Raw genomic sequence first — 19,137 nt, 5'->3', positions numbered from 1 at the left:
ATGAAGAAACAGACAGTCATTACAGGCCTGATAGTTATATTATCTTTGATGGATATCAGTCATGTATTGGCTTATACTGTCACATACAAAGATAAACTTGGCAGGGTGGTTACCGTTGATGCGCCGGTAAAGAGGGCTGTCATTCTTATCACATATGATCTCATACCGGCGCTTGATATCTGGGATGATGTGGCAGGGATAAACAGATGGGCCTATTCTCATGACGATCTATTCAAGGCGACAATGCCGGATGCCGAAAAAACCATACCGTCAGTCGGCACAGGGGATAATGTCAACATAGAGGCTATACTTGCCCTTAAGCCTGATCTCATAATCACATGGACATACAGGCCTGAGATCATGAGATTTATGGAACAAAAGGGCCTTAAGGTCATCGGCGTCTATCCAGAGGGTATCGAAGAGCTCTATGAGGTGATGAGGCTTCACGGAAGGCTGTTCAACAGAGAGAAACGCACGGAGTTCGTCATTAATAAGATGGAGGAGATATTCAGGCTCATCAGACAGCGGGTTGCAACTATTCCTGAGGAGAAGAGAAAGAGGTGCCTGTGGCTTGGCGGCAAGCCCACTACGGTTGCATGCGGCATAGGCGTAACTAACGATATCTTTAAGATGATAGGCTGCATAAATCCTGCCGGCGATATACAGGAGAGGAATAGGGATGTCTCGCTTGAAAGGATTATTACATGGAGTCCTGATGTGATATTTATATGGGGTAATGCAGGCTATCCGATCGAGACGGTTACAAAGGGCTCTCAGTGGGCGTCGGTAAAGGCGATGCGTGAAAACAGGGTTTACAGGGCCTCTGAATGGTCGACATGGTCTCCGAGGCTTGCGCCCATCGCCCTCTGGATGGCCATGAAGACCTATCCGGAATATTTCAAGGACGTAGATTTCGATGGTGTGGTTGACCGCTTTTACAGGAATGTCTTCGGGGTTTCCTATGGGGAGATAGATAAAATTGCGCAGTAAAAGGCCGGTGGTATGGATAGTGCTTTTGTCCCCGATCCTTGCAGGTATGTTTTCCATATTTATGGGGGCATACAACCTGTCATTTTTTGAGGTGCTGTCGATCCTGTTCAACGGGATTTTCAAAGGCGCGACCCAGGTAAGCCGTCCTGAGGCCGCCATCATATTCGACATAAGGCTTCCGCGGATACTCCTTGCAGGGCTTGTGGGCGTCGCCCTTTCCGGCTCAGGGGCCGCGCTTCAGGGGATATTCAGGAACCCCCTGGTGGACCCGTATCTACTTGGCATCTCAGCAGGGGCCGCCTTTGGTTGCGCGGTCTCCATCGGTTTTCTGCCATGGATACCTGTTCAGGTCAGCGCCTTTTTCTTCGGGATGCTGGCGGTTGCCCTGACCTTCCTTATGGCAAGCGCCCAGGGCGAGATATTGAGGCTGTCTCTCGTCCTCTCAGGCGTGGTGGTGTCATCTTTTTTTACTGCCATGCTATCTATAGTCAAGTTCATGGTCGATCCGAACAGGCTGCAAAGCATAGTCTTCTGGCTGATGGGGAGCTTTTCTCTCTCTGACTGGCGCTCTGTAAGGATCGCCTTTCTGGGTGTTGTCATCGGGATGTCCCCGGTCTTTTTCATGCGCTGGAGACTGAACGCCATCAGCATGGGAGACGATGAGGCAAGGGCGCTAGGGGTAAATGTAAGAATGGAGCGGATGATGCTTATCGGTTCGACATCCCTTGTAGTAAGCATCGCCGTATCGGTAAGCGGGATCATAGGTTGGGTGGGGCTTATGGTCCCGCATCTAATAAGGATGATGAGCGGCCCTGATCACAAGATGCTTCTTCCATTGAGCATTGCAGGGGGCGCCGCATTCATGATCCTTGCGGATACCATCTCAAGGGGCATGTCAAACCTTGAGATACCCGTTGGTATAATCACGGCGATCTCCGGGGCGCCGTTTTTTATGTATCTCATGAGAAGGGGCGAAAAGGGCCTTTTTAAGGGCTGATGATATGCTGGAGATCAAAGATATCAGCGCCGGTTATCAATCCGCCAGAACTAATGGACAGACGACGGACTGCCACGGTGTCTTGAAAAGGGTCGGATTCAAGGCGATGCCCGGGGAGGTTACGGCGATACTCGGGCCCAATGGATCAGGTAAGACCACGCTTTTCAGGTGCATATCAGGGCAACTCAAGCCGAAATCAGGCGCAATCTATCTTGAAAATCAGGATATAACCACTCTGGCTCCAAAGAAGAGGGCAAAACTCCTTTCCTGTGTCCCTCAGGACCATGAGCCACCGTTTCCTTACTCGGTCTTTGATGTGGTTTTGATGGGAAGGACCGCCCATGTCAAGGCCTTTTCCATGCCATCAGGAAAGGACTATATGAAGGCTGAAGAGGCGATAGAAGAGGTCGGCATAGCAGGGCTTAGAGACCGTCGATACACCATGCTGAGCGGGGGCGAAAGGCAGCTCGTCCTGATGGCGAGGGCTATTGCACAGGATACGCCTGTCCTGCTGCTGGATGAGCCGACTTCTCACCTTGACTTCAGAAATCAATTGCTCGTCTTGAAAAAGGTGAGAGACATGGTAATGCGAAAAGGTTTGATTACGCTCATGACTATACATGATCCTAACCTTGCGGCCTTTTTTTCTGATAGGGTTGTAATGATCAATAATGGTTCTGTGATATCTCATGGCAAGCCAAGTCAGGTTATATCTGAAGAGAGCTTAAGGCTGCTCTATGGAATTGATGTCTTTGTGCTGCATCATAATGGTATGAAAATAATTATTCCGTCTGCTCTATCTCTTCATTAAAAAGACAGGGGGCTATTGGCCATGCTGGCTGTGAATGGATTAGGTTTCAGACATAAAGGCCGTGAGATACTTAAAGACATCTCGTTTAGCATAAACCGTGGAGAGATAGTCTCTGTCATAGGGCCTAACGGTGCAGGAAAGAGTACGCTCTTAAGGTGTATCCTCAGGATATTTATAGCAACAGAGGGCTCGGTGACCATAGACGGCGAAGACGCCTTCTTGATGGGGGTGACGAGACGCTCGCAGCGCCTTTCATACATGCCGCAAGAAGGCCATTTCCCAAGGCCCCACATGACGGTCTTTGATGTAGTCATCATGGGCAGAAGATCATATTCAACGGCATGGCAACCCACTGAAGAAGATGTGGACAAGACGATCGCAGTGCTTGATGCGTTCAACATGGATCCGAACAGGGATTTTAATGAACTGAGCGGCTGCGAGAGGCAGAGGGTGCTCTTTGCCAGGGTCCTTGTCCAGGAGGCGGACTATATGCTCCTTGATGAACCGGCAAGCAATCTTGATTTAAGACGCCAGTTTGAGGTCATGGAGTCTTTGATGGCAGCGGCGTCACAAAGACAGATAGGTATTTTAATCGTGCTGCATGACCTGAATCTTGCCTACAGGTTTTCGGATCAGGTGGTCATGCTGCACAACGGACGCCTTGTATCAAAAGGGCCTCCTGGTTCCGTCATGAGCAAGGAAAATATGAATCTGGTCTATGGAGTTGAGACGGAAGAGGTAGATTGCAGTGGCTTCAGGCACCTTGTGTCCATCGGGCCGGCAGCCGATGGGAAGACGCTGCATTAAGAATTAGTGGGCATGGAGAACTGTATTGGAATTGTTTAAGGTCGCCGTTGACTACGGCGTGATAGGTCTTTTGATCCTTTTAAGTTTCGTTTCAGTCGGAATAGCCATCGAGCGGTATCTTCTCTATAAGAATATAGATGCAGGGCGCTATGCTGACAAAAGGGAGCTGGAGCTTGTCCTAACGGAGCGGCTACATATTATAGCCACTATAGGGAGCAATGCCCCTTATATAGGGCTCCTGGGGACGGTTCTGGGGATCATGCTGACATTTTATACAATGGGGACAGAGGGATTTATGGACACAGGTAAGACAATGATCGGTCTTGCCCTTGCACTCAAGGCAACCGCAGCCGGGCTCCTTGTGGCTATACCGTCTACAGCCCTTTACAACCTCCTCTTGAGAAGGGCGAAGGTGGTTATGATGCAGTGGGAGATCGACAGGTCAAAGAGAGACCAAGGAGGCGAAGATGGAAGAAAAGGGTTTTGATTACATGAATGTCATACCCCTTGTCGATGTCATGCTCGTGCTCCTCACCATAGTTCTGACCACCTCGGCGTTTATAGCCTCCGGCGCAATCCCTGTCGAGCTTCCGAGGGTGTCATCGAAGAACAGCGCTGAGATGTTGAAGACCAGGACTATAGAGATAGACAGGGGTGGCAATATTTATCTGGATTCAAGGCCTGTGTCCCTTGACGGGATGACTGGTTCAATGAAGGGCCTTGATAGAGATACCGCAATCCTGATAAGGGCTGATAGGTCCATAGTGCTTCAGAGGTTTGTAGATGTCCTGGATAGGATAAAGGGTCTCGGGTTCAAGAGACTGAGCCTTCAGACCACTGATGCGAACAGGCCATGAATCACGCCGCCAGGGGATTTCAGATATCATTTTTGCTTCATGTGGTCTTGTTGTCGCTGGTCTTCGGCCTTTCCCATTCCATCAGATGGAACAAGAGGCCGCCGATAGTCATTGACTTCAGTATTGCCGACGACATGAAGGGCGTTGAAGAGAAGGCGGCTCTCAGGCATTTGAAGGCGGATGTTAGAAAAGAAACAGGGGTGGCAAAATATATTGTGCATCGATCCACAGCAAAGGCCGCAGTAAGGGCGGTGGCTGGAAGGCCGATCCAGCGGCCCGCGCATATTATTGAAGAAGAGGTCATTGCGAACAAAGAGACGGCTCCTGTCCATGAGGCCGCTAAAGAAATGCCGACGGAGGCAGATGGTGATGCCTCTGATCAGCCGGCGCCAGATGACGCGTATAAACCCGGCCAGATCAGTGGTCAAAGTAGCGATCAATCTGGGGGTCATAGTCTGTCGGTCAGAGATGAGCAGAGACAGAGATACATAAGTGAACATTTCGCATACATCAGGGATATGATAATGCGAAACCTCTCCTATCCCATGCTTGCAAGAAAGATGGGGTGGTCGGGCAGGGTCGTGGTCTCTTTTACTGTTTTGGATGATGGACAGGTGGGAGATATAAAGGTCGTAAAGTCATCAGGCTTCGGCGTCCTTGATGCAAATGCGATAAAGACAATAGAGAAGACGGCACCGTTTCCGAAGCCCCCTGTCAAGGCGGAATTGATAATACCTATTGTGTATAGATTAAGCTAGACAAAACATGGATAATCAGGAGCCAGGCAATGAAAAAGATATTATCTATCATGTGGCATTCGCATTCTGGAACACTTAAAAGGGCGGGCAAGGCCTTGGAAGGGATTATAGATGTAGGGGTTTATTCATCAAGATATCTTGATGAAGGGCATGAAGATATAGGCGTTGTACTTAAAGAGGCTGAGGAGGCAGATGTAATCCTGCTTTATCGTTCAACAGAATCCATATGGGATGTTATAGAAAAGAGCCTGAATGAGATAGGAAAATCCGTACCGATAATATGCGTCGGTCATGACCCGTCGTACTGGGCCATGTCTAATGTAAAACCGGATATTGTGGCCAGGGTTCATACCTATATAACCTATAACGGAGAGGAAAATTTTATTCAAATGCTCTGCTATATCGCTAACGCAGTCTGTGGAGTGGATATTGATGTAGAGCCGCCAAAGCCGATCCCGTGGGAAGGGCTGTATCATCCCGATGCGCCGGATATCTTTGACAATATCGAAAATTACCTGAAATGGTATGGTTTATACAAAAGAAAACCCGATTTTCCCAAGACAGAAGGCGCTGTCGGCCTCCTCTTTTCACGTTTTCACTGGGTCAACAAAAACCTTGGAATCGAGGATACCTTGATAAGAAAGGTCGAGTCCCTTGGATTGGTCGTCATCCCTGTCTTTTCATATTCTGTAAGGGACGATGGCCTTGGGACAAAGGGAAGCGGAGAGGTCGTCTGCGAATACTTCCTCAAAGATGGGAAACCAAGAATAGATGCCCTCATCAATCTTCAGATGTTTCTTATTGGTTCAAGCCGAGCCTCCATGGAAGGCGGAAAGGTTGCCCTGGAAGGCGTGGATATACTTAAAAGGCTCGATGTCCCTGTGTTTATGCCGGTCACATCCTATTATAAGACAATGGAGGAGTGGTGGAGTGACCCCCATGGCACGGATGGAAGCAGCATCGGCTGGTCTATTGCGATGCCGGAGTTCGAGGGCAGGATAGAGCCGATAATTATAGGCGGGCTCAAAGAAAAAGGAGGCGATAAACGCATTGCCTTTGAAGAAAGAATGGGAAAATTGGCAAGACGGGTGGCAAACTGGATAAGATTGAAAAGAAGGCCTGTAGGTAGGCGTAAGATAGCCTTTATGCTCCATAATAATCCATGCGCATCAGTCGAGGCAACTGTCGGGGCGGGCGCTCATCTCGATACCCTGGAGTCTGTCGCAAGGATAATAAATAAAATGAAGGCGGCGGGTTATGATGTCGTTCCACCGAAGGACGGCAAGGAACTCATTGATGCCATAATGAATCGAAAGGCGATATCAGAATTCAGGTGGACGACAACCGATGAAATCGTAGAAAAGGGTGGCGTATTGAAGATGGTGACGAAGGAGGAATACGAGGAGTGGTTCAATGCCCTGTCTGAAACCGTAAGAAAGAGGGTGTGCGAGGCCTGGGGCGATCCTCCTGGGGTAGAAAAAGATGGGATTCCTGCCGCCATGGTCCATGATGGAAAGATCCTTGTGACAGGGGTTGATTATGGGAATGCAGTGGTATGCGTACAGCCAAAGCGTGGTTGCGCAGGCGCCAGGTGTGACGGCAGGGTATGTAAGATACTCCATGACCCTGATGTCCCCCCGCCTCACCAATACATGGCGACCTATCGCTATCTTGAGTATGACTTCAAGGCGGATGCGATCGTTCATGTCGGAACCCATGGGAATCTTGAGTTCCTGCCGGGCAAAGGCACGGCCCTTTCAGGAGACTGCTACCCCGATATAGCTATAGGTCATATCCCTCATCTCTATATCTACAATGCCGACAACCCGCCAGAGGGCACAATTGCAAAACGTCGTAGTTATGCGACCCTTGTTGACCACATGCAGACGGTGATGACACAAGGGGGGGTGTATGAGGAACTGGAGGAGCTGGGACGATTTCTGGGCGAATACGAACAGGTGAAGGGTCTGGATAAGGCCAGGGTCCATGCCCTTGAGCATCTCATAATGGATGCAATAAAGAAGACGAACCTGGATAAGGAGATAAAGGTCTCTACCGTCGATAAAGGGACGGGAAGGGTCAAAAGGGTGGGGCTTTGTGAATTGGACGACGAAGGACTTCACGCCTTGCCCTTTGACGAAATAGTCAGGGAGGCCCACGGCGCATTGTCGAGGACAAGAAACACCCAGATTCAGGACGGTATGCATGTATTCGGAGAATTGCCTGAAGGAGAAAGGAGGGCAGGTTTTATCTATTCGATCTTGAGATATGACGCCGGTGAAGATGTTTCATTGAGGCGTGAGATTGCGAAGATGATGGGGTTGGATTTGAGCGAACTACTCTCCAACCCGGGCGGCGTCCATCCCGTCAGAAAAAAGGGGCATGGTGAGCTTTTGGAGGAGATAGACCGCATAGGGAAAAGACTGATCGAAGAGGTAATAAATATGGAGGGGTGAAGATGTTCAACGCGGATGGAGATGCATTGCTGGATATTGCCAAAGGCGTAAATGTCAAGTGGAATACTTACCCATGGATAAAGATCAAGAAAAGGATACTCGATCTAAACAGGAGAATCGAGGAATCAAGGGAGATAGATGCCCTGCTGCATGGCTTTGAGGCAGGATATGTCCCTGCCGGGCCATCCGGGCTCATCACACGCGGCAGGGACGACATCCTGCCGACCGGGAGAAATTTCTATTCTCTAGATCCTTATAAAATCCCGACGAAGGCCGCGTGGGAAGTTGGGCGGAGGCTGGCGGATGCCGTAATTGAAAAACATCTGAGCGAAGAAGGCAGGTATCCTGAAAATATCGCTATCTTCTGGATGTGCAGCGACATCATGTGGGCGGATGGCGAGGGGATGTCCCAGATGATGTATCTCCTCGGGGTGAGACCTGTATGGCTTTCCAACGGAAGGGTAAAGGGGTTTGAGATAATCCCGCTTGCCGAGTTGGGCAGGCCGAGGATAGACCTGACAATTCGTGTCTCAGGCATAACGAGGGACAACTTTCCAAATTGCATGGAACTCCTGGACGAGGCCGTACAGGCGGTCGCCTCATTGGATGAGCCGCTTGACATGAACCATATAAGAAGACATACGCTGGCCCGGATCGGGGATGATGACCGATCATCTAAAGACGTGTGGCGCGACGCAACGCTTCGTATATTCGCCTCAAAGCCAGGCACCTATCAGGCCGGCGTCAATCTTGCCGTATATGCATCCGCCTGGAAGGAAGAAAAGGACCTCTCCGATGTGTTTGTCTATTGGAACGGTTATGCCTACGGCAAAGGGATATTCGGCGCTGAAAGACACAGACAATTGGCCGAAAATCTCAAGACCGTTGACGTCACCTACAACAAGGTCGTAACGGACGAATACGACCTCTTCGGCTGCTGCTGCTATTTCGGGACCCACGGGGGGATGACCGCAGCGGCAAGGACCATCTCCGGCAAGGAGGTCAAGACCTATTACGGCGATACGAGGGAGCCGGAACACGTCGAGGTGCGCGACCTGGCGGACGAGATAAGAAGGGTGGTCAGGAGCAAACTGCTCAATCCGAAGTGGATTGAGGGGATGAAGAGGCATGGATACAAGGGCGCTGGCGATATCTCGCAAAGGGTGGGGAGGGTCTATGGATGGGAGGCGACCACTCAAGAGGTGGATGACTGGATATTCGATGAGATAGCCCGCACCTTCATGATGGATGAGGAGAACAGAAGATTCTTTGAAGAGAACAATCCATGGGCGCTGGAGGAGATGGCAAGGAGACTGATGGAGGTGGCTCAGCGGGGCCTGTGGGACCCTGCGCCAGATGTCAAGGAGGCCCTGACCCAGTTGTATGTGGAGATAGAGGGGTGGATCGAGGAACGGATGGGTGATATTAAGGGCGATTTTCAGGGAGGCGGCATAGATATTGTCACTAAGGAAGAGGTGGAGGCATGGAAGAAAAAGATGGAGGAGGTCCTTAAATGATATTCCCGTTTACTGCGATAGTCGGCCAGGATGAGATGAAGACCGGATTGATATTGAACGTGATAAACCCATCGATAGGCGGGTTGTTGATAATGGGCGAGAAGGGGACCGCCAAAAGCACGGCAGTGAGGGCGCTTGCCGAACTCCTCCCTGAGATCGATGTGGTGAAAGGGTGTCCTTTTAACTGCGATCCGGACGGTCTTCTTTGCAGCGGGTGCAGGGAGATATTGGAGAGCGAAGGCAGTCTTGAACGTGAAAGAAAGAAGATGGAGGTCGTCGAGCTCCCGCTCGGTATCACGGAAGACAGGCTGATAGGCACGCTCGATATCGAACACGCCATCAAAAAAGGCGAAAAGAGATTTGAGCCCGGGATACTTGCCGCTGCAAACAGGAATTTCTTATACGTCGATGAGGTGAATCTCCTTGAAGACCATATTGTGGATCTGTTGCTGGACTCGGCGGCCATGGGGGTAAATACGGTCGAAAGGGAGGGGGTGTCCTTTACGCATCCTGCAAGGTTTATTCTTGTAGGAACGATGAACCCTGAGGAAGGTGACCTAAGGCCGCAGCTCCTGGACAGGTTCGGCCTGTGCGTGCAGGTTGGATCGATCCAGGACAAGGCGAAGAGGGTAGAGATACTCAGACGAAGGGCCGCCTTTGATGCCGATCCAGAGGCATTTGCAGCTGTTTGGCAGCCCGAACAGGATGGGCTTTCAAAGGGGATCATGGCGGCAAAGGGGAGGCTCGGCCGTATCATACCTCCTGATGCTGCACTTGAAAGAATCGTAGGCGTCACCACCTCGCTTGAGCTCGATGGCCACAGGGCCGATATCGTGATGATGAAGGCGGCAATGGCCCTGGCCGCCTTCAGGGGCAGGGTGTCCATAAGCGATGATGACATCAGGGATGTGGCCCAGCTCGCCCTGAGCCACAGAATGAAGAGGCTTCCATTTGAAGAGATGGGGGTAGGTATGGAAAGGCTTGAGACAGCGCTTACCGGGGTTCTGCGGGCATGACATTCAGTGACTTTGTCGGGCATGACGATGCGAAACTTGCGTTGATCTTAAATGCCATAGATCCTAATTGTGGGGGTGTTTTGTTCGCTGGTGAAAAGGGGAGCGGCAAGTCAACGCTCTCAAGGCTTTTTAAAGAGATACTGCCTGAAGCCTTCCCTTTTATAGACCTCCCGCTCAATATCACGGAAGACGCCCTTATGGGGGGCGTAAATATTGAAGATACGATAAAGACAGGCAGGAGGGTCTTTCAGCCTGGTGTCCTGGGCCGCGCCGATGGTGGCGTTGTCTATATTGATGACGTCAATCTGCTCTCACCCGATATAGCCTCGCTTGTCCTCGAGGCCATGGGCCGCGGAGAAAACATCGTTGAGCGGGAAGGGATTGCATTGAGACATCCCTCACGGTTTATCCTGGTTGCAAGCATGAACCAGGAGGAAGGGGTGCTTTCGCCCCATCTGCTCGACCGTTTCGGTATGATGGTCTTGTGGGAAGGGTTAAAAGAAGGGCCGCAGAGGATAGAGGTTATTAAAAAGGCGGCGCCCGATGTCTTTGGCCGGTCTTTGAGCAGGGAGGACCGATGCCTGAGGGATAAGATCCGTTCCTGTCGTTCTGTTCTGAAAGATACGGTCATCCCGGCTGAGACAAGGGATTATATCGCGCAATTGTGCATTGAAAACAATATCCCCGGATCGAGGGGCGACATATATCTCATGTATGCCGCACGGGCCCATGCCGCCTATTGCGGCCGCAAAGAAGTGACGAGGGATGACGTGGACGCCGTCGCCCCTCTTGTGCTTGCGCACAGGAAAAGGGTATCCCAGCAACAGCAACAGCAGCAGATGGAGCAGCAGACGGAACAACAGGAGGGGCGTCAGGAACACGGGGAACAGACAGGGTCTGACGGGCAGGAGAAACAGCATGGGTCTCAATCGAGCGGTAAACACCGTGAGCCTGATGGGTCCCGCCCCGATCAGGCCGGAATGGACGGGCCGGATGACGGCGGCCGCCAACAGATGGAATCAAACCCCAAAGAAGAGGTCTTTGAGACCGGCGGGCTGTTTAAGACAAAAAGGATAATACTCAGAAAGGACCGGGTAAACCGGTCTGTATCCGGCAGAAGGACAAAGACAGGGTCAAGGGACAAGAGCGGCAGGTATGTAAAGAGCGTCCAGAGAAAGAAGGATGATATAGCCATCGATGCAACGCTCCGGGCCGCGGCCCCTCATCAAAAGGCAAGGGGCAGGACAGAGGTGATCCTGATTCGCGACGATGACCTGAGATTCAAGCAGAGGGAGAAAAAGATGGGTCACCTCGTAGTCTTTGTTGTGGACGGGTCGGGCTCAATGGGCGCCAGGAGAAGGATGGTGGAGACCAAAGGGGCTGTCCAGTCCCTGCTCATGGACTGTTATCAGAAAAGAGACAGGGTCTCCATGATAGTCTTTAGAAAAGACAGGGCCGAGGTCATACTGCCGCCTACATCAAGCGTTGAAAACGCCTCAAGGAGACTGAGGGAAATCCCTGTCGGCGGCAAGACCCCTTTGGCGGCGGGGCTTTTGGAGGCCTACAGACTTATCAAACGGGCAACGGTCAAATCGCCTGAAATGAGGGCTATCGGCGTGCTCATAACAGACGGTAGGGCCAACCAGGGTATTTCAGGGGCCCCGATAGGTGAAGAGGTCAGAAAGATGGCCCAACTCCTCAGTGAATTGAGCTTGACAGATTACATCGTTGTGGATACAGAAGACAAGAGTGGGTTCATCAAGACCGATCTGGCCCTTCAGATAGCGTCACAGCTTGGTGCTGATTATCATACTATTGAAGGACTGAGAGCCGACTGCCTTGTTGAGATGGTACAGATGAAAAAGGTAGGAGTTTTTGGTTTTTGACCAGTTGTATACGGTTTTGAAGGGGGGTGATTGCAGGCGATTACCGCATGTTTTTTAAATCGATAAGGAATTTCTAAAAATACTATAGTTTGGATGCCAGGGAAGAGGAGTGTGATTCTCCCGCTGCCCCGCAGCCGTAAAAGGGAACGAAAGCCCGATTTAAAGCCACTGTCCTGGGTAACACCATGATGGGAAGGCGGGCGAGTAGGAAATTGACGTTGCCCTTAAGCCGGAAGACCTATCCAGACCATGAAAACTCAACAACAGACTTCTCGAGGGAGGAAGAGATGAAAAATACGCTATTTTCAGCAATAAATCTTATTTTTTCCTTGGTTCTTATCCTTTTTGCCGCTTCTGCGTCTGCAGATGAAGCGGCCATGCCATTGGGCGAGGTCGTCGTAACTGCAACAAAGATTGCGGAGCCTGAAAAAGACGTCCCTGCATCTGTCCAGGTAATCACCCAGGAAGACATAAAGAATTCTACCGCCAGGGATGCCGGAGACCTCATTGCAGAGGCTGGGATCGGCCATGTCCACAAATATCCAGGCGCACTTACAGGCAGAATTGAATTGAGAGGCCTGACAACAGATCTTATGAGTGAGCTGAAAAGCAGGGTGCTTGTCCTTATCAATGGCCATTATGCAGGCACGGTAAATCTTGCAGAGATACCTGTTGACGATATCGAAAGGATTGAGATAGTAAAAGGCCCTGCATCTGTCCTCTACGGCTCTTCTGCAATGGGTGGTGTCATCAACGTCATAACAAAAGAAGGGAGAAAAGAGGGCGTCCACGGCTCCATTGGCGGCGAGGCCGGCTCATACGACTACTGGAGACCAGAGGCGGAGCTGAGCGGAAAGAAGGGGCCCTTTGATTTTTATTTCTCCGGCAGCCGTTCGTCAGAGGATGACTATGATACCAGGAACTACGGCAGGATTAGGAATACGGCTTATAACGACGAGACGGCGTCGCTACGTCTGGGTTACAAGTTTCTCGACGGCCATCACATATCCATGGGCCTTCAGCACTGGAGGGGATGGGCCATAGGCTCTCCAGGGCCGAGATATGCCCCTGATCCTGATAATTTTGACAGGAAGGAAAGGGACGGCGTTGATGTGGAATACAAGACAAAAACGATCGACGCAGGCTATTATCACGTAACCGAAAAGGGCGAATGGCATGGGGGCATGAATTTCGGCCCCGGCAACTCAAATATCACATCGATAGATACATATACGCAGGGGGCTAATCTTCAAAAGACATTCGATCTTGGCGGTGACTTCAGGCTTGTCACAGGCGGCCAATGGGACAGGATAGAGGTTGATAGTTCGAGAAACATAGGTGCGCCTTATAGCCCGAATTCAAGATATGACAGCTATGGCGCATTTACAGAAGGCAGGCTCAGTCTGCTCAATAAAAAACTTTTGCTGAGTGCAGGGCTTCGTTATGACTATTTCGAGGACAAGATACTTTCAACAGCAGGTATAAAGGGCCTTAATCCAAGGGAGGAAACCTTGGACCATGTGACGGAAAGGGGTGGGCTGGTATATAAAGTCACAGATAGCTTCGAGCTCAAGGGAAGCATTGGCACTGCCTTCCGTGCGCCTGCGCCTGACGAGCTGGCGACAGACTATGTATCAGATTGGGGGACGCATTATATCGGGAATCCGGGTCTAAGACCTGAGAAGAGCACGACATATGACGCAGGGCTTGGGTATTCAAAAGGTCTTTTTAAGAGTGGTCTCACATTCTTTCATACGGACTTTAAAGACAAGATATTGAGCTATTACGACGGTGCGCTCAAGGCCCAGACCTTTAAAAACGTTGACGGGGCGGCCATCCAGGGCATTGAGGCCAATATCTCTTATGATGCGGGGCTGGCGGCCGGGTTAAATCTATCCATTGAGCCGTTTGCCAATATCACCTACCTCACAAGATATTCGAGCAAGGACGAGCTTGAGATCGGCAAATACGGAAAAACGCTTCTCTATACCCCCAGATGGACCGGGGCGTTCGGCGTGAAGGCCGGTCAGGAGAGGTGGGACGCCAGGCTCATTGCAAATTACACAGGGGGTGAAAAGGTGCAGGACTGGAGCCCGCCATCGTATGGAAAGGTCGTGGTAAACAAGGGTGGCTTTACCGTCGTCAGTATAAAAGGCTCCTATAGACCTATAAAACACCTTGAACTTACGGCGTCTGTGGAAAACCTCTTTGACAGGGCGTATCAATATGTCCTGAGCTATCCCATGCCTGGCAGGACTATAGCCGTCGGGGCAAGGTGGCTGTTTTGAGATGCGCCGATGAGACCCTTGCATAACTCCATGATCAGGGCATGGCTGGGCATAGGCGCCCCCCGCAATGGCGGCTGTGGAAAAGTGTCATTGCTGTCGGCGGACGCGCAGGGGTGCGGTTGATCATGTCTCTGTTGCCTCTGGCCTTGATATATTCGGCGTCCATATCGTGGGCTGCGGAAATAACCTGTCAGGACTATCTAGGCAGGGCTGTCAAGATACAGGTCCCTGTGAAACGAGCCGTAATCCTCGTAGGTCCCAGTGATTTGATCCCTGCTCTGAATATCTGGGACAAGGTCGTCGGCGTCAGCACTTATACATATGCTCATGATAATCTGCTCAAGGCCGCAAAGCCGGACTGGAAGGACAATGTCGTACCTGTAGCCAGCGGCATGGCTGATGTGAACATAGAGGCGCTCCTTAGACTCAGGCCCGATATTGTCATTACATGGTCATACTCCCATGAGACGGTAAGATTCATGGAGCAAAACGGATTGAGGGTCATAGAGATAAACCCGAAGACCCTTCATGAATTCTATGGTGTGATAGATCTTTTTGGAAGGCTGTTTGGGAGGGGAAGAGAGGCAGAGAAGACCATCAACGAGATGGAAGGGATCTTCAGGCTCATTCAGAAAAGGGTGTCCAGGATACCTGCCGACAAGATAAGAAGGGTCCTCTGGGTTTACTACGGAGGGAGACCGACAAGCGTTGCATGTAAGGGCAGCCTCCTGGCCGACGTGCTCAAGGAGATCCGTGCGGTAAATCCCGCATCATCTATTACACAAGGCTGGGGCGGGAGCGCCGATGTATCCATGGAGAAGATAATCGCCTGGAATCCTGATGTAATCTTCATCTGGGGATATGCGCCATATAAGGCCCTGGACATCCTTAATAACCCCCAGTGGAGGTGTATAAAGGCGGTAAAAGACGGCAGGGTCTATAAGGCCCCTGAATGGTCGACATGGTCTCCGAGGCTTGCGCCCATCGCCCTCTGGATGGCCATGAAGACCTATCCGGAATATTTCAAGGACGTAGATTTCGATGGTGTGGTTGACCGCTTTTACAGGAATGTCTTCGGGGTTTCCTATGGGGAGATAGATAAAATTGCGCAGTAAAAGGCCGGTGGTATGGATAGTGCTTTTGTCCCCGATCCTTGCAGGTATGTTTTCCATATTTATGGGGGCATACAACCCGTCGTTTTTTTTGAGGTGCTGTCTATTTTGATAGGAACTACGTTTACGTCCTAACTATCCGATGCCGGCAAGGACATTTTGGGCAGGGCTTAAGTGGCTGTTTTAAAACTATAAAACTGAAAAGGATTATGATCTTTCTGTCGGGATGCATTTTTATTGGATAAGAGGCTGCAATAAAGGCATGCAATAAATAAATCCGTTGCCATTTGTTAGATGAAATAGTATAAAAATTATGAGATTCATGTTCATTTTGTGATAGAAATAAAAAACCTCTGTGCTGCTGTTCCGGTTGGACTCCTTTTAATATGGATATCCTGTCCACAGCCTCTATCCGGTTGGTTGGGCAATTGAATGGATAGGCCAGGCATGGGTTTTTTGAATTGCTTGAAGGCGGACTTGTTGATGGCAAGGTCTTGCAGACAGATTTTGACCATAGACTGGGCGGGAGAAGACCTACCAACCCTTCCTTCAGTTGTCCATAAACTACTTGCGGTTGCAAGCGATGACAAAAAAAAGATATCTGATCTGGCCGATATTATAAGCCGAGACCCCACCATGGCGATCAGGGTGCTCAAGGTTGTAAATAATGCATTTTATTCCATAGGGGTAGAGGTTACATCCATAAAACACGCGATATCGCTTCTCGGTTTCAAAGAGATAGTAAGAATCACATTTGGGGTCGTCATGTCAGAGCGTTTCTTGACCGTAGCCCCCGAGGTTCGCCTTTACGCCGAGGCCCTCTGGAGGCACCTTATCGCTACCGCTGTCATAGCACAAGACCTTGCGCCTGATGGCGGGGAAGAGGCCGATCTTTATACACTCGGGCTGTTACACGATATCGGATGGCTGGTACTTATGGCGCAGGCACCGATGGTCATGATTAGGCTCGCGGAGGAGGAAGGCACCACTAGGCAGGAGGCTGAATGGCTATGGGGGGTCGATCACCAGCTTTGGGGTGCCAGACTGGCTGAAAGATGGGGGCTCCCCGAGCCGTTTCAGATAGTCGCCCTGAGGCATCATGATCCATTTCTCGAGCTTGATCCGCCTGATTATCTGGTAAGGATAGCGCTGGCCGATTATTTGGTGCACTACATGGGCGCGACAGTAGTAAATAAGCCTGAAAAAGAGATTGATCCGATGGTGTTGGGACGTCTGGCTATATGCGACGACGCTTTTGATGAGATAAAGAAGTCGGTCAAGGCAAAGGCACGAGGGATCGAAGACCTTTGGCGCAGCATGTCTTCTTAACTTGATTAGTGCCTGTGCATTCCAGTATCTAGCTTTCCCAAGAGGCTTATCCCTAAAAACATATAGTGTGCCCCTGACGAGACCGTAAGCGCTGCCGTCAGGAGACCTGAAACTCGGACAAGAGGCGCAAATACCCCAATCTGTTGGCCTAGAAGGACTATGAATATAGTCCCAAGCTGTGAAAGCGTAGTGAGCTTTCCGAGGACTGTAGGTTTTATCTCTACGTCTTCTTGAAGCAGGAATAGGATCAGGACGCCTGCTACTATTATGATATCCCTGCTTATTATTACGATGGCGAGCCAGTTTGGCAGCCTTCCGACAACCGCCAGCGTTACATAAGATGATGTCAAAAGCAGTTTATCAGCTATCGGATCGAGGATCGCCCCGATCTTTGTCTTTTGTCTGAGCATCCTCGCTATAAGTCCATCAAGGGCATCAGTCACTCCTGCCAGGCTGAATACGATCAGCGCCTCAAAAAATCTCCCGTTTATTAGAAATATGATCAAAATGGGGATCAGGACGATCCGTATCAAAGTGAAAAGATTTGGTATGTTCAATTGCCTAACCCCCTGAGATTGCGGGCCATATCTTTCCCCGCCTTACGAGATCGTCTGGGTGAAACCACTTCACCCCTGGTTCCTTGCGGAGCCAGATAAGCTGGCGCCTAGCGTAACGCCTGTGATCCATCTTAAGTTGCCTTATAGTATCGGCAAAGCTGACCTCGCCTGCAAGAAACCGGATAATATGCCGATAGCCAAGCGACTGCAAGGGCTTGAGCCTAGGATCGAAGCCCATTGCCAGGAGTCGCCTTACTTCATCGACAAGGCCGGCATTGATCATTTTATCAACTCGTCTGTCTATCTTTGTATAGAGTTCATCTATAGGGCGTATGAGGCCTATCTTGATACAGTAAGGCCTAATTTTTGTGTTATTTCGGTGTATTTCATGCCACATAGAAAGCGGCTGACCGGTTAGGATGTAAATTTCTATAGCCCGTATCACCCTGAAGCTGTCGTTGGGATGTAGACGGGCAGCTGTTTTGGGGTCTATGGTGGCGAGAAATCTGTACAATTTCTCTCGTCCTGATTCCATCAGGATCCGCTTGAGCCTTGTCCTCAAGGCGCGGTCTTCGCCCTGACAAGGCGCAAGGCCCTCAATGAGCGCCCTTAGATAGAGGTTAGTGCCCCCTGTAAGGATAGCAATCTTCCCTTTAAGCTTTATAGAGCGTATGGTCATCTGTGCCCTTGCGGCAAACATGGCCGCATCGAACGGTTCGTCGGGTTCAAGTATGTCGATGAGATGATGCGGTATGGTTGCCATTTCATCCTTTGTCGGTTTTGCTGACCCTATATCAAGGCCTTTATAGACCTGAATGGAATCAAAATTTATTATTTCACCCTTGATTTCCGCAGCAAGGCGCAGGGCTATGCCCGTCTTTCCTATTGCCGTCGGGCCAAGGATTGCTATCATCGGGAAAGGACAAGGTAGATTGTGTTTCAAAGTAATGCCTCCAGGGGGATTCAAGCAAAGCCTTTGTGTAGATATCCATCCATGGTTTGGTAGATCTAATATATTTCTTCTCGGCAGCAGGAATCCTGTTCAGCGGTATGCTCATCCTGTCTGGACCGAGCAGGCTGATGGTGCAGGATTTTGCCTATGATAAGGCATAATTATAATAAAAATTATGGATATAGGGGGATATGAACATGGAAATTATACCAATTGAGACAAAAGTTCATACCGATTTGGTGGATATTACAGATCAAATACACCGCGTTATCAAGAAAAAAGGCGTAAACGACGGCATGGTCTTTATCTATTCACCGCATACAACGGCGGGGATTACTATAAATGAAGGTGCAGATCCGGCGGTCAAGATGGATATCATTAATATGTTGGAGAAGATCGTCCCGCGGGGTTTTGATTATCGACACCTTGAGGGCAATTCTCACGCCCATATAAAGGCCTCGCTCGTTGGTTCAGGTGCAACAGTTATTGTTGAGGATGGCGACCTTTATTTAGGGCGATGGCAAAGGATATTTTTCTGTGAGTTTGACGGTCCAAGGTCAAGGCAGATCTGGGTTAAGATTGGAAGGTTGTCCTGAACCGGTTTGTATGGTAAGAAATAATCGACCTTTGTTGTCGGATAATCGCCAGTTTTTTGCCCTTGCATAGCAACTGCCGGAAGAACGACGGCAGATTTATCTCAAAATGGGAGGATGCCGTGTCATGATCAGGCCTCATCTGAGATTCATATCGATCTTTTCCCTGATTGTTTTTGGATTTTCCGCACCAATTGTCTACAGAGTAGTC

17 protein-coding genes and 1 riboswitch are annotated in these 19,137 nt (G+C 50.2%); of the genes, 15 read left to right on the top strand and 2 right to left on the bottom strand.

Features of this window, described 5'->3' with window-relative positions; genetic code table 11:
• The 14 genes from LGS26_RS07960 to LGS26_RS07900 all read left to right on the top strand — a co-directional run bounded on the left by LGS26_RS07960 (position 1) and on the right by LGS26_RS07900 (position 16,824).
• Positions 1 to 990 carry an ABC transporter substrate-binding protein gene (locus LGS26_RS07960; RefSeq protein ID WP_237888350.1) on the top strand — a complete coding sequence of 330 codons (990 nt, stop codon included), beginning with the start codon at positions 1 to 3 and terminating at the stop codon, positions 988 to 990.
• Positions 980 to 1,987, top strand: coding sequence for a FecCD family ABC transporter permease (locus LGS26_RS07955; RefSeq protein ID WP_237888349.1), 1,008 nt, complete (start codon positions 980 to 982; stop codon positions 1,985 to 1,987). Before LGS26_RS07960 ends, LGS26_RS07955 begins: the two co-directional genes overlap by 11 nt.
• Positions 1,988 to 1,991: 4 nt before the next feature.
• Positions 1,992 to 2,798 (top strand): ABC transporter ATP-binding protein, encoded by an 807-nt coding sequence (locus tag LGS26_RS07950; RefSeq protein ID WP_237888348.1) that lies wholly within the window; start codon positions 1,992 to 1,994, stop codon positions 2,796 to 2,798.
• A gap of 21 nt (positions 2,799 to 2,819) precedes the next feature.
• Positions 2,820 to 3,605 (top strand): ABC transporter ATP-binding protein, encoded by a 786-nt coding sequence (locus LGS26_RS07945; RefSeq protein WP_237888347.1) that lies wholly within the window; start codon positions 2,820 to 2,822, stop codon positions 3,603 to 3,605.
• A gap of 25 nt (positions 3,606 to 3,630) precedes the next feature.
• Positions 3,631 to 4,092 carry a TonB-system energizer ExbB gene (exbB, locus tag LGS26_RS07940; protein ID WP_237888346.1) on the top strand — a complete coding sequence of 154 codons (462 nt, stop codon included), beginning with the start codon at positions 3,631 to 3,633 and terminating at the stop codon, positions 4,090 to 4,092.
• Positions 4,073 to 4,462, top strand: a complete 390-nt coding sequence (locus LGS26_RS07935) for an ExbD/TolR family protein (RefSeq protein ID WP_237888345.1) — start codon at positions 4,073 to 4,075, stop codon at positions 4,460 to 4,462. The genes exbB and LGS26_RS07935 overlap by 20 nt, the downstream gene beginning before the upstream one ends.
• Positions 4,459 to 5,220, top strand: coding sequence for a TonB family protein (locus LGS26_RS07930; protein ID WP_237888344.1), 762 nt, complete (start codon positions 4,459 to 4,461; stop codon positions 5,218 to 5,220). The genes LGS26_RS07935 and LGS26_RS07930 overlap by 4 nt, the downstream gene beginning before the upstream one ends.
• 29 nt (positions 5,221 to 5,249) lie before the next feature.
• Positions 5,250 to 7,676: a cobaltochelatase subunit CobN gene (locus LGS26_RS09750; protein ID WP_330873283.1), complete on the top strand. Its 2,427-nt coding sequence runs from the start codon at positions 5,250 to 5,252 to the stop codon at positions 7,674 to 7,676.
• Between the two features lie 2 nt (positions 7,677 to 7,678).
• On the top strand, positions 7,679 to 9,193 hold the full coding sequence (locus tag LGS26_RS09745) for a cobaltochelatase subunit CobN (RefSeq protein ID WP_330873282.1): 1,515 nt from the start codon (positions 7,679 to 7,681) through the stop codon (positions 9,191 to 9,193).
• Entirely contained in the window at positions 9,190 to 10,209 is a 1,020-nt protein-coding gene (locus LGS26_RS07920; protein ID WP_237888343.1) for an ATP-binding protein, read from the top strand. Before LGS26_RS09745 ends, LGS26_RS07920 begins: the two co-directional genes overlap by 4 nt.
• The gene (locus tag LGS26_RS07915; protein WP_237888342.1) at positions 10,206 to 12,095 is read left to right on the top strand and encodes a VWA domain-containing protein; all 1,890 of its coding nucleotides are present in this window, start codon (positions 10,206 to 10,208) and stop codon (positions 12,093 to 12,095) included. Before LGS26_RS07920 ends, LGS26_RS07915 begins: the two co-directional genes overlap by 4 nt.
• Before the next feature lie 74 nt (positions 12,096 to 12,169).
• A riboswitch (cobalamin riboswitch) is annotated at positions 12,170 to 12,355 on the top strand.
• Between the two features lie 27 nt (positions 12,356 to 12,382).
• Positions 12,383 to 14,383 carry a TonB-dependent receptor plug domain-containing protein gene (locus LGS26_RS07910; RefSeq protein WP_237888341.1) on the top strand — a complete coding sequence of 667 codons (2,001 nt, stop codon included), beginning with the start codon at positions 12,383 to 12,385 and terminating at the stop codon, positions 14,381 to 14,383.
• A gap of 125 nt (positions 14,384 to 14,508) precedes the next feature.
• Positions 14,509 to 15,498, top strand: a complete 990-nt coding sequence (locus LGS26_RS07905; RefSeq protein ID WP_237888340.1) for an ABC transporter substrate-binding protein — start codon at positions 14,509 to 14,511, stop codon at positions 15,496 to 15,498.
• Between the two features lie 480 nt (positions 15,499 to 15,978).
• The gene (locus tag LGS26_RS07900; RefSeq protein WP_237888339.1) at positions 15,979 to 16,824 is read left to right on the top strand and encodes an HDOD domain-containing protein; all 846 of its coding nucleotides are present in this window, start codon (positions 15,979 to 15,981) and stop codon (positions 16,822 to 16,824) included.
• Between the two features lie 5 nt (positions 16,825 to 16,829).
• Here the strand turns inward: LGS26_RS07900 and pgsA are convergent, their stop codons facing one another.
• Both pgsA and miaA read right to left on the bottom strand, forming a co-directional pair.
• Positions 16,830 to 17,381 (bottom strand): CDP-diacylglycerol--glycerol-3-phosphate 3-phosphatidyltransferase, encoded by a 552-nt coding sequence (gene pgsA / locus LGS26_RS07895; protein ID WP_237888338.1) that lies wholly within the window; start codon positions 17,379 to 17,381, stop codon positions 16,830 to 16,832.
• A gap of 4 nt (positions 17,382 to 17,385) precedes the next feature.
• A complete protein-coding gene (miaA, locus tag LGS26_RS07890) occupies positions 17,386 to 18,324 on the bottom strand; it encodes a tRNA (adenosine(37)-N6)-dimethylallyltransferase MiaA (protein WP_237888337.1) in 939 nt (312 codons plus the stop codon).
• Between the two features lie 206 nt (positions 18,325 to 18,530).
• Between miaA and LGS26_RS07885 the strand changes: the two genes are divergently transcribed.
• A complete protein-coding gene (locus LGS26_RS07885; protein ID WP_237888336.1) occupies positions 18,531 to 18,929 on the top strand; it encodes a secondary thiamine-phosphate synthase enzyme YjbQ in 399 nt (132 codons plus the stop codon).
• Positions 18,930 to 19,137: the final 208 nt, after the last annotated feature.

It is taken from the genome of Dissulfurimicrobium hydrothermale (genome assembly GCF_022026155.1).
GTDB lineage: Bacteria > Desulfobacterota > Dissulfuribacteria > Dissulfuribacterales > Sh68 > Dissulfurimicrobium > Dissulfurimicrobium hydrothermale.
Note: the sequence above shows the minus strand (reverse complement) of the source record. Positions and strands in the feature narration are given on the sequence as shown.

Bases quoted from the DNA above. Each gene is read 5' to 3' on its own strand.
- LGS26_RS07900 (WP_237888339.1), top strand. From the start codon at position 15,979: ATGGCAAGGTCTTGCAGACAGATTTTGACCATAGACTGGGCGGGAGAA.
- LGS26_RS09750 (WP_330873283.1), top strand. From the start codon at position 5,250: ATGAAAAAGATATTATCTATCATGTGGCATTCGCATTCTGGAACACTT.
- LGS26_RS07930 (WP_237888344.1), top strand. From the start codon at position 4,459: ATGAATCACGCCGCCAGGGGATTTCAGATATCATTTTTGCTTCATGTG.
- LGS26_RS07950 (WP_237888348.1), top strand. From the start codon at position 1,992: ATGCTGGAGATCAAAGATATCAGCGCCGGTTATCAATCCGCCAGAACT.
- LGS26_RS07910 (WP_237888341.1), top strand. From the start codon at position 12,383: ATGAAAAATACGCTATTTTCAGCAATAAATCTTATTTTTTCCTTGGTT.
- LGS26_RS07960 (WP_237888350.1), top strand. From the start codon at position 1: ATGAAGAAACAGACAGTCATTACAGGCCTGATAGTTATATTATCTTTG.
- LGS26_RS07935 (WP_237888345.1), top strand. From the start codon at position 4,073: ATGGAAGAAAAGGGTTTTGATTACATGAATGTCATACCCCTTGTCGAT.
- LGS26_RS07905 (WP_237888340.1), top strand. From the start codon at position 14,509: ATGTCTCTGTTGCCTCTGGCCTTGATATATTCGGCGTCCATATCGTGG.
- LGS26_RS07915 (WP_237888342.1), top strand. From the start codon at position 10,206: ATGACATTCAGTGACTTTGTCGGGCATGACGATGCGAAACTTGCGTTG.
- LGS26_RS07945 (WP_237888347.1), top strand. From the start codon at position 2,820: ATGCTGGCTGTGAATGGATTAGGTTTCAGACATAAAGGCCGTGAGATA.
- LGS26_RS07885 (WP_237888336.1), top strand. From the start codon at position 18,531: ATGGAAATTATACCAATTGAGACAAAAGTTCATACCGATTTGGTGGAT.
- LGS26_RS07920 (WP_237888343.1), top strand. From the start codon at position 9,190: ATGATATTCCCGTTTACTGCGATAGTCGGCCAGGATGAGATGAAGACC.
- LGS26_RS09745 (WP_330873282.1), top strand. From the start codon at position 7,679: ATGTTCAACGCGGATGGAGATGCATTGCTGGATATTGCCAAAGGCGTA.